This window comes from Deltaproteobacteria bacterium (assembly GCA_020845895.1).
Classification (GTDB): domain Bacteria; phylum Lernaellota; class Lernaellaia; order JACKCT01; family JACKCT01; genus JADLEX01.
This window is the reverse complement of the sequence record JADLEX010000134.1, coordinates 1-10,972: the sequence shown is the minus strand read 5'-3', so window position 1 is coordinate 10,972 and position 10,972 is coordinate 1. Positions and strand designations below refer to the sequence as shown.

Here is a 10,972-nt window from a genome sequence, read left to right as displayed (position 1 = left end):
GGACGAACGCGCGCACATGGACGTGATGGTCGCGCGGGCCGCGCGCGAATGCCGATTGCCGATCATGATCGACACGAACTACGCCGACGTGGCCGAGCTCGCGCTCAAGCGCTATGCCGGGCGCGCCGTCGTCAATTCGATCAATCTCGAGGACGGCGGAACGCGCGCCGACCTGGTTGGCCCCATGGCGAAACGTCACGGCGCGGCCCTGGTGTGCCTGACCATTGACGAAGAGGGCATGGCGATGACGACCGAACGCAAGGTCGCCATCGCCAAGCGCCTCGTCGATCGTTGCGTGACACGGTATTGCCTGCGCGCGCAGGATCTGTTTATCGATCCGCTCACGTTCACCGTTGGGTCCGGCGATCCGTCGCTTCGGACCTCGGCGATGGAGACCATCAACGCGATCCGGCAGATCAAGGCGGAGATCCCCGGCGCGTGGACGCTGCTCGGGCTTTCGAACGTGAGCTTCGGCCTCTCGATGAAGGGGCGTCGCGTTCTAAACTCGGTTTTTCTGGACGAGTGCCTGAAGGCGGGTCTCGACGCGGCGATCCTGAATCCCAAACACATCGTGCCCCTCGCCGCACTGAACGCGGCGGACATCGAGGTCGCGCACCATCTGTTGTTCGATCGCGGTGAAGAACCGATCGAGGCGTTCATCCGCCACTTCGAGACGCGGGCGGATTTCGAGTCGGAAGGCGACACGCGCACGCTCTCGCCGCGCGAAGCGGTTCACGAAGGGATCGTGAAAGGCAAATCGACGCTCGTGGAACCCGCGCTCGATGAACTCCTCGCCGATCTGCGCGCCGAGGAAATCCTGAACGACCTTCTCGTTCCCGCCATGAAGCACGTCGGCGATCTGTTCGGCGCGGGACGTCTGCAACTGCCCTTCGTGCTCAAGAGCGCCGAGGCGATGAAGCGTGCCGTGGACCGCATCCGGCCGCACTTTTCGGCGGCGAACCGCGCGGGCGCGGCGAAGACGCTCGTCATCGCCACCGTGCGCGGCGACGTGCACGACATCGGCAAGAATCTCGTCGACATCATCGTCAGCAACAACGGCTTTCGCGTCGTCAACCTCGGCACCAAGGTCCCTGTCCAGCGAATTATGGACGAAGCCCGCGCGCACGGCGCGAACGTCGTCGGGATGTCGGGCCTGCTCGTCAGTTCCGCCATGCTGATGATCGACAACCTCAAGGCCATGTCCGACGCGGGATTCACCACACCGGTGCTGGTCGGCGGTGCGGCGCTCACCCCCGAATTCGTGCGTGACAGCCTGAAACCCGCCTACACGTCGGGTACCGTGAGCTACTGCGCCGACGCCTTCGCGGGGCTCGTGGCGATGCAGCACGTCGCCGAGGGCAAGACGCCGCCGGACCCCGAGATCGTCGTCGAAACGCCGCGTGATGCCGCGCCTGTCGCCCCGATGGTCATCGAGCGCGTCACGCCGCCCTCGCCGCCGTTCTGGGGCCCGCGAATCGTGGAAGATGTGAAAATCGAAGCCGTTTGGTCATATCTCAACGAGATCGCTCTCTTCCGCGGGCGCTGGGGATTTCGGCGCGGCGAAATGGGCGCGGGCGAGTATCGAGAGCTGATCGAGAAGACCGTGCGTCCCAAGTACCGGGAGTTCCAGCGCGTCATCAAGGCCGAGCGCCTGTTCACGCCGAAGATCGCCTACGGCTGGTTTGCCGCGCGGCCCGACGGCGATGCGCTCGTTCTGACGCACGAAGGCCGCGAAATCCGCCTCGAATTTCCGCGCCAACAGTCCGGCGCGGGTCTTTGCATCGCGGATTTCTTCCATCCGGACGGAGATGTCGCCGGGCTCTTCATCGCATCGATCGGCGACGCGGCCGAGGAGCGGGCCCAGGCCGTCTTCGAGCGCGACGCGTTTCAGGACTACTATCTGTTCCACGGGCTCGCGACCGAAGCGACGGATGCGCTGGCCGAATACGCGCACGAGCTCATGCGCCACGATTTGGGCATCGGAGAGGCGGCAAAGCTGAGTTGGCAGGACCTCGTCACGCAGAAATACGCGGGCGGACGCTACGGATTCGGCTATCCCGCGTGCCCCGACCTTTCGGCAAACGGTGTGCTCCTGGATTTACTGAGCGCGGACCGGATCGGCGTGGCGGTCACTGAGAATTACCAGATGGTGCCCGAGTTTTCGACGTCGGCGATCGTCTGTCACCACCCGCAAGCCAAATACTTCACGGTTTGAGAACGCGAAAACTTGATTTCGAGCGCGCTCGGCGATAGCGTACCGCCCGGTCGTTCCGACCTTTCGGACACCGTGAATTTGTGAGATTCGACGCCTTTTGAATGAAGGGGCGTCGTTTTTGATGTTTCTTCGGGCCGATTCGATCCGCCAACGGTCGCGGCCGTACCTGGGGAGCTACTCATGAACGCACTGCGAAACAGTTTCGGTGCACGATCGACTCTGAACACCGCGAATGGTCCCGTTTCGTTTTACCGGCTCGGAAAACTCGAGGAAGCGGGTGTCGGCGCGGTCTCGCGTCTGCCGTTTTCCATCAAGGTCGTGCTGGAGTCGGTGCTGCGTTCCGAAAACGGCCTTTCCGTCACGTCGGACGACATCGCGAAGTTCGCGAAGTTCGACGCGACGAATCCCGGGACCTTCGACGTGCCGTTCATGCCGGCACGCGTGCTGATGCAGGATTTCACCGGCGTGCCCGCGGTCGTCGATCTCGCCGCGCTGCGCAGCGCCATGTCCCGGCGCGGCAAGGACGCGTCGCGGATCAATCCCATCCTGCCCGTGGACCTTGTCATCGACCACAGCGTGCAGGTCGACGTCTTCGGCTCGAGCGACGCCGCGCAGCGAAACACCGAAATCGAGTTTCGGCTCAACCGCGAGCGCTACGAGTTTCTGCGTTGGGGCCAGCAGGCGCTCTCCAATTTCCGCGTGGTGCCGCCGGCCTCGGGCATCTGCCATCAGGTCAATCTCGAATACCTCGCCCGCGTCGTGCAGACGCGCGCGGACGGCGGCGAAACGCTCGCGTACATCGACTCGGTGGTCGGCACCGACTCGCACACGACGATGATCAACGGCCTCGGCGTTCTCGGCTGGGGCGTGGGCGGCATCGAAGCCGAGGCGGTCATGCTCGGCCAGCCGTTTTTCATGCTGCCGCCCGAGGTGGTGGGCGTGAAGATCACCGGCGAATTGCCGCTCGGCGCGACGGCCACCGATCTCGTTCTCGTCGTCACCGAACTGCTGCGCAAAACCGGCGTGGTCAGCAAATTCGTCGAATACTTCGGCCCCGGTCTCTCGCGCCTCACCCTGCCCGACCGCGCAACCATCGCGAACATGGCCCCCGAATACGGCGCGCGCTGCGCATTCTTCCCGGTGGATGACGAAACTCTGAACTTTCTGCATTACACGGGTCGCCCCGCGGAGTTGGTGGAGTTGGTCGAACGCGTGTGCAAGGAACAGGGCCTGTTCCGAACCGACGCCACACCCGATCCCGTCTACACCAAGGTCGTCGAGCTCGACCTGGCATCGGTCGTTCCCTCGCTCGCGGGGCCCAAACGTCCGCAGGACCGCATCGCGCTCACCGACATGAAGGCGAAGTGGAACGCCGACCTCACCGCCCCGCTCGACAAACGCGGCTTCGCGCTCGCGGCGGACAAACTCGGCGCTGCCGCCGCCGTTGCGTATCCGAACGGCGCGTCGGGCGAACTGCGTCATGGGGACGTGGTGATCGCGGCCATCACGAGCTGCACGAACACGAGTAATCCGAGCGTGCTCATCGGCGCGGGACTGCTCGCGAAAAAAGCCGCCCTGGCCGGGCTGTCGTCGAAACCGCACGTCAAAACGAGCCTCGCGCCCGGCTCGAAGGTGGTCACCGGCTATCTGAACAAGACCGGCCTGCTGCCCTGGCTCGAAAAGCTCGGCTTCCACGTCGTGGGCTACGGATGCACCACGTGCATCGGCAACAGCGGCCCTCTGCCCGACCATGTCGAGTCGGCGATCAAGGCCGGCGATCTGGTGGCCGCGGCGGTCCTTTCGGGCAACCGCAACTTCGAGGGCCGGGTGCATCCGCGCACCCGTGCGAACTACCTCGCCTCGCCCGTGCTCGTCGTGGCATACGCGCTCGCGGGCACGGTCAACATCGATTTGGAAAACGAGCCGATCGGCCAGGGAGCGAACGGCCCGGTCTTTCTGCGCGACATTTGGCCGAGCGCGGAAGAGATCGCGGCAAGCCTCGCGCAAGCCAATGATCCCGCGCTGTTTCACGCCGAGTACGACGGTGTCGAGTCGTCGAATCCCGACTGGAACGCGATTCCGGTTTCAGCCGGCGAGGTCTACGACTGGAAGGATTCGAGCACGTATATCCAGGAGCCGCCGTTTTTCATCGACATGCCGGACGAGCCCGCCGCGCGAGCGGATGTCGAAGGCGCGCGGGCGTTGGTCAGCGTGGCCGACAGTGTGACGACCGATCACATCAGCCCCGCGGGCAATATTCCCGAGACGAGTCCGGCGGGCCGCTATCTGATCGAGCACGGCGTCGAGAAGAAGGATTTCAACTCCTACGGCGCGCGCCGCGGCAACGACCGCGTCATGACGCGCGGCACCTTCGCCAACATCCGCATCCGCAACAAACTCGCGCCGGGCACCGAGGGCGGCGTGACGACGCACTGGCCGACCGGCGAGGTCGTCAGCATCCACGAAGCCGCCCTGCGCTACAAAGCGGCCGGCACGCCGACGATCGTGCTGGCCGGGCGCGACTACGGCATGGGTTCGAGTCGCGACTGGGCCGCCAAGGGTACGTTTCTGCTCGGCGTCAGGGCCGTGATCGCGCAGTCGTTCGAGACGATCCACCGCAGCAATCTCGTGGGCATGGGCGTATTGCCGCTCGTCTTCGAGGACGGACAAAACGCGGATTCGCTCGGGCTGACGGGCGACGAGGAGTTCACGATTCGCCTCGGATCGCAGCCGACGCCCGGCCAACAGGTGGAGGTCGTCGCGACGCGGGCTGACGGAACGAGCGTGACGTTTACGGCGAGAAGCCGTCTCGATTCGGTGATGGATGTCGAATACTACCGACACGGCGGGATTCTGCAGATGGTCCTGCGTGACTTCATGAAGTCGGTCTGAGCGAGGCGCGCCCAGTCGATTATTTTTCCCGCGGGGTGGCGGCGGCGCTCCATGACTCCCCGCGACGAACGGACACCTCGACCGAGCCCCGGTCGTAGCGGATTGTCAGGCATTCGCCTCCGCGCGCCCGGCAGGTCGCGTCCACGCGCGCCTCATCCACGACATCGTAACTGCGCGGCTTGACCCCGTAGATGAGTTCCAGCACCTGCGGGCCGCCGAGCACGTGCACGCCTTCCATGTAAAAGACGGAGTAATTCGGCGCCGGTCCCGCGTGTGCGTTGGCGAGCACCACGGCGGTCTCGGGACCGATCGCGGGCGCTTCGTGCCGCATCGTTTTGAGAAACAGCTCCGCGACTTCCGCGTTGTTGCGCATCAGCCATTCCTTGTGTTTGATCGACAGCGCGTGGCACGCGAAGAGCGCGACGATAAGACCCGCCAGCAGGCCGCTGAGCACCGCGCGACGCCGCTCGATCGCCCAGTGGTAGACGTCGAGAACACCGATGCCCAGAATAACGCAAAAGATCGCGTTGGGTTTGTACGTGTAGAGTTCGCTGACGTGCACCATGAGTGCGTCCGGGTAGAACAAGATGACGAAAATCGCGGCGAGCAGCAGCAGCCGTCGGCGGTGTTCCGGAAAGCGTCGGTAAAAATAGACGAGGCCGATGACGAGACCCGCCGCGACGAACGCGATGGAAACGCCCGTCGCCGCCATGAACCCCACGCGACGCAGGCGCAGCAGCACGACCGTCGATCCCACCGGGGTGATCATCGAGATCAGCATCATCACGGGATTCACAAGGAGATTCCAACCCGCCCACAGTTCGTAGCGCGTGCGGTAGCCGAAGACCGGCGGGATCACGCCCGAACGGGCTCGCAGCCAGAGGTATGCGGCCAACACCGCCGCCATGGCGACAATCGCGATGATCGCGCGCCGGCGTCCATCCACGGGCCATCGATCGACGATCACGAGCAGGATCGCGGCGACGACGAATCCCGTGCCTGAGTCCTTCCATAGCAGCGAGAGCGCGAGAAACGTACACGCCGCGATCACATGCCGCATCGCGAGACGTCCGCCCGCGGGGAGCAACGCACACAGGGCTAGCAAGCCGAAGAGCGTCATGAACACCTGACTCGCGGCGTCGTTCGAGAGCACGGCCATGGCGTTTGTCTGATGGATGCCGAACAGAATCGCCGACGCCGTCCCCGCCACGCGGCCGAATCCCAGACGCACGCACAGCAGAAGAATCGCCATGCAGGTGAGCAGGTGCCCGATAACCGTTGCCAGCCGGTACACGACGGGGTCGAGGCCCACGGTCTTCACGTTGAGAAGAATCAGGGCGAATTCCAGCGGTCGGTAGAACTCGGGGTTGTACGTGCGCAGCAACAGGTCGGTGACGGGTCGGTCGGCGAGTTGCGTGACCGTGCGCCAGGAGTGGAAGTCGTCGGCGAAAAGCTTGAGACGCAGGGAGGGAACGAGGAGTAGGAATAGGACGACGAGCCAAGCGGCGAGAATCGGCAGCCACCGGTCGGAGAGCCACATGGCAGCCCGGGCAAGCCAATGATCGGAAGCTGAGTTCATGGCGGGCGATCATAGCGCGCCGGGGAGTTTCGGTGCAGCCCTCGCTCCGGCCCCTCTCCCGCCGGCGGGAGAGGGGTGACGAGCGAAGCGAGGCGGGGTGAAGGTGAACGGCTACTTCTTCGGGCGCGTGAACTCGGTCTCGATGGTGATCTTGATCTCGTCACCAATCGCCTTGTCTGTGGCGCCCGGCGCGGTGACGCCCCAGTCGTGGCGATTGAGTTTACCCGTCGCCGAAAACCCCGCGCGCTCGTTACCCCACGGGTCATCCACCGTGCCGTTGAAGGTCACGTCGAGCGTCACTTCCTTCGTGATCGCCTTGATCGTCAGGTCGCCGACGACCGTCGCCGTGTTTTGGCCGGTCAGCTTTACTGATTTGGACTTGAACGCGATCGACGGAAATTTCGCGGCCTCGAAAAAATCGGCATTGCGCAGGTGGTCATCGCGCTTCGCGTTTCGCGTGTCGACCGACTTCGCGGCGATCTTGATCTCGGTTTTGGCGGTCTCGAGATTCTTGCCGTCCCACTCCAGGGATCCGGTCACGTCGCTGAAAGCGCCGGCCACATTGGAAACGCCGAAGTGCTTCGCCGAAAAGCCCACGGTCGTATGCGCTGGGTCGATTGCGAACGACTGTGCCGACGCGATCGCCGGAACGAGAATCAGGGTGAGAACGAATAGCCACTTTCCGAATCGTCGCATGGGAACTCCTGTCGTCGTAGGTTATCGGGTTTGCGGACACGGACATCGTGCCTGCGCAAAACCTATCCATACTGAGTGGTACGCACCATGACGGAAATCACGACATCATCCGAAATTTCGCCGACTGTCGTCAATTCCCACGCGTCGGCGAGACGCGGCCCTGTCGCGGTTCGCCTCCCTTGTGCTATACGACGCCATGCAGTTCTCGGGACGCAAGACCGACGAGGCGTTCTACGGATCGCCGTTTCGTCGACGCATTTCCTTAATGACGCCGGACTACATCCGGCGGTATTGCCCGAATCCCGCGCGCATCCTCGACATCGGCTGCGGCTCGGGGCGCTACGCCCTCTTCTTCCTCGACGTCGGCGTGCGTGGCACTTACATGGGCGTCGATATCACGGAGCAGACTTGGGAGATCGAACAAGTCCCGGACGACTTCGTCCGCTCCTTCACGAAGATCGACGCCCATCGACTTTCCCGTCTCGGCGGCGAATACGACTTCGCCATTTCGCTGACGGCTTACGAGCATTTCGAAGACGACCGGCTTGTCACGCGCGAGCTCGCCGCGGTACTAGCCCCGGGCGGACGAGCGCTCATCGTCGTTCCCGCAACCTGGTCGTATCCTCTTTATGGTCGACACGGTTTCCGCCGCTACACCCAGGAAGACATCCGAGAACTTGCTCGCGGCGCCGGGCTCGAACTGCGGGACCTGCGTCCGATGGGCGGTTTTTTTTCGTGGGTGTTCCACTTCCTGTGGTTCTTTCCGGCGCACGCGTTACGGCTCGCGCTCAAGACCGCCATTTTCGCCGCCTTTGGTTTTCGCAAGAGTACCGCGCGCGTCCGATGGCCTCGGTTGCTCGACGCGCTCGACCGCCTGGGGAACTGGCACTTGGGCTGGGCGTTGGGTCGATCGTTACACAAATGGGGATTGCTGATCGCGGAAAAGCTGGACCGAATCGCGCAATTTGCACCCGTAGGTTACATTTTTCTCTTGGTTCGATCCCTCCCTGCCGATTCCAACCGTTGAGAGCGCAAAAAAAGAACACGATCGGTTGGAGGGTGGCATATGTGGTTCCAAATTCGCCGTCGATATTCGACATTTTTAGTTTGCATGGTCACGTTTTTTGTTCTGATCGTCGGATGCGCGTCCGACGGCGCCGTTGGGACGGAAGCGGACGAACATGCGGACTCCGGGACCGAGACGGGTGATTCGGACGATGCGAATACGAGCGATCTCGTGGTCGAGGTGATCGGCGAGACCACTCTGCGTCTGCGTTGGTCCTACAGCCACGACCCCGGTGCATTCGTCATCCAGCGGCTCGGCTCGAACGGCGAACATGGTCTGGTCGCGGAGGTCTCCGGATCGGTCCGGGACGCGGTCACGGATTTTCTCCCCTGCGAGGATGACCTTCGTTTTCAGGTCATCGCCCGTGAGGATGGCCGAGATGCCGTCGTGGGCCGCTCTGCGCCGGTGGATGTGTGCGACATGGTGCGTATCGAAGACGGTCCGACATGGGTGGGCTGCGACCCCGCGGTCGATTCGATGTGCTATCCCGACGAAATGCCGATCCATCGGGTCCATTTGGACTCGTACTGGATGGACCGAACCGAGGTATCGTTCGAGGCGTACAACGAATGCATGGAGGCGGGTGCCTGCGCGACGCCGGCCATCGAGCCCGCCGACCTGGACCTGAACTGGGATACGCCGGTGATCGGCGTCAACTGGTTCATGGCGGACGCATACTGCGAATGGCGAGGCAAGCGACTTCCGACCGAGGCGGAATGGGAAAAAGCGGGACGGGGTAACGGCTCCGGCGTTTATCCGTGGGGAGACGAATGGGACCCGACGCTGGCGAACTGGGACGATCAGGGCCGCGACGACGGATACGCATTACCAGCGCCCGTCACCGCGTTTGCCGATACCCCGAGTCCCTACGACATTCAAAATCTTACGGGCAATGTGTGGGAGTGGGTCGCCGATTACTACGGCGCGGACTACTACTCCGTGAGCCCGAAGTCGAATCCTGGAGGGCCGGAGACCGGGTCCATGAGGATCGCCAAAGGCGGCGCCTGGCGTCACGACTTCTATGAAACGAAGCTGCGTCTTTCGCACCGCAACGCCGAGGCTCCCGAGGGCGTGAGCGACCACGTCGGTTTCCGTTGCGCCCGAAACTGACGGTTTTCCAGTAAATTCGCGAAAAGCCTCATCAAAACGCGAGTTTCGTTCACTTTTTTTCGCATCGCCTCTTGACAAGGTTCAATCCATGCATACGTTTCCGCACGGTTCCCGTGGGGAGCGGCCTTTGCTCGTGCCGACGAGGGAAAGCCGACGGAGCGGGAGCCGACCAGACACATTCATCGAGTTATTTTGCTTGGCGTCCGTGGAGGACGTCGGGCCAACGGGTTGTTTGCGCTTCGGAAAGCGACACGTCGAAAGGAGAACGCCATGAAGATTCGACCCCTGCAGGACCGAGTACTGGTCAAGCGCCTCACCGAGGAGGAGAAGACCAAGGGCGGCATCATCATCCCCGACACGGTGAAGGAAAAACCGGCGGAGGGCGAGATCGTCGCCGTGGGAAAAGGCAAGAAGAAAGACGACGGCAACGTGGCCCCGCTCGACGTCCAGGTCGGCGACCGCGTCCTGTTCTCGAAGTACGCCGGAACCGAGATCAAGGTGGACGGCGATGAGTTCCTCATGATGCGCGAGGACGACATCCTCGGCGTCATCGAGAAATAACCAACACCCTCGCCGAATTCCGGCTTTAAGGAGGACCGCTTATGCCTGCGAAAATGATCCTGTTCGGGCAGGAAGCCCGTACGAAGATTCTGGAAGGCGTGAATACGCTGGCCGACGCGGTGAAGGTGACGCTCGGACCCAAGGGACGCAACGCCATTCTCGACAAGAGCTTTGGCGCGCCCAACGTCACCAAGGACGGCGTCACGGTCGCCAAGGAGATCGAGCTCGAGGACAAATTCTCGAACATGGGCGCCCAGATGGTGCGCGAGGTGGCGAGCAAGACCTCGGACATCGCCGGCGACGGCACCACCACGGCCACGGTTCTGGCCCAGGCGATCTATCGCGAGGGCTTCAAGATGACGGCCGCGGGAACGAACCCGATGGAGCTGAAGCGCGGCATCGACAAAGCCGTCACGATCGTGCTCGAGGAACTCGACAAGATCAAACGCCAGACCCAGGACCAGAACGAGATCGCCCAGGTCGGCACCATCTCGGCCAACAACGACGAGACGATCGGAAAGATCATCGCCGAGGCGATGGACAAGGTCGGCAAGGAAGGCGTCATCACCGTCGAAGAGGCCAAGTCGATGGACACCACCCTCGAAGTCGTCGAGGGCATGCAGTTCGATCGCGGCTACCTGTCGCCCTACTTCGTGACCGATCCCGAGCGGATGGAAGCGATCGTTGAGGATTGTTACCTGCTGCTGCACGAAAAGAAGATCAGCAGCATGAAGGATCTTCTGCCCGTGCTCGAAGCCGTGGCGCGCTCCGGTCGGCCGCTGCTCATCATCGCCGAGGATGTCGAGGGCGAAGCGCTCGCCACGCTCGTCGTCAACAAGCTGCGCGGCACGCT

8 protein-coding genes are annotated in these 10,972 nt (G+C 63.1%); 6 read left to right on the top strand and 2 right to left on the bottom strand.

Annotated features, from left to right (window positions below; genetic code table 11):
• Both IT350_18310 and acnA read left to right on the top strand, forming a co-directional pair.
• Positions 1–2,215: dihydropteroate synthase (locus IT350_18310; GenBank protein ID MCC6160012.1), on the top strand; the 2,215-nt coding region annotated here is incomplete at its 5' end.
• Positions 2,216–2,395: 180 nt separating this feature from the next.
• Complete coding sequence (gene acnA, locus IT350_18305; GenBank protein ID MCC6160011.1) at positions 2,396–5,107, top strand: aconitate hydratase AcnA; 2,712 nt, start codon at positions 2,396–2,398, stop codon at positions 5,105–5,107.
• A 19-nt stretch (positions 5,108–5,126) separates the two neighbouring features.
• On the opposite strand, the gene IT350_18300 is transcribed toward acnA, so the two are convergent.
• Both IT350_18300 and IT350_18295 read right to left on the bottom strand, forming a co-directional pair.
• Positions 5,127–6,686, bottom strand: a complete 1,560-nt coding sequence (locus IT350_18300) for a hypothetical protein (GenBank protein MCC6160010.1) — start codon at positions 6,684–6,686, stop codon at positions 5,127–5,129.
• Between the two features lie 111 nt (positions 6,687–6,797).
• Positions 6,798–7,382 carry a YceI family protein gene (locus tag IT350_18295; GenBank protein MCC6160009.1) on the bottom strand — a complete coding sequence of 195 codons (585 nt, stop codon included), beginning with the start codon at positions 7,380–7,382 and terminating at the stop codon, positions 6,798–6,800.
• Positions 7,383–7,563: 181 nt separating this feature from the next.
• Between IT350_18295 and IT350_18290 the strand changes: the two genes are divergently transcribed.
• The 4 genes from IT350_18290 to groEL all read left to right on the top strand — a co-directional run.
• The gene (locus IT350_18290) at positions 7,564–8,409 is read left to right on the top strand and encodes a class I SAM-dependent methyltransferase (GenBank protein MCC6160008.1); all 846 of its coding nucleotides are present in this window, start codon (positions 7,564–7,566) and stop codon (positions 8,407–8,409) included.
• Positions 8,410–8,493: 84 nt separating this feature from the next.
• Positions 8,494–9,558: an SUMF1/EgtB/PvdO family nonheme iron enzyme gene (locus IT350_18285; GenBank protein MCC6160007.1), complete on the top strand. Its 1,065-nt coding sequence runs from the start codon at positions 8,494–8,496 to the stop codon at positions 9,556–9,558.
• A gap of 270 nt (positions 9,559–9,828) precedes the next feature.
• Positions 9,829–10,119, top strand: a complete 291-nt coding sequence (gene groES, locus IT350_18280; GenBank protein MCC6160006.1) for a co-chaperone GroES — start codon at positions 9,829–9,831, stop codon at positions 10,117–10,119.
• Positions 10,120–10,160: 41 nt separating this feature from the next.
• A partial coding sequence (gene groEL, locus IT350_18275) for a chaperonin GroEL (GenBank protein MCC6160005.1) occupies positions 10,161–10,972 on the top strand: 812 nt, incomplete at its 3' end.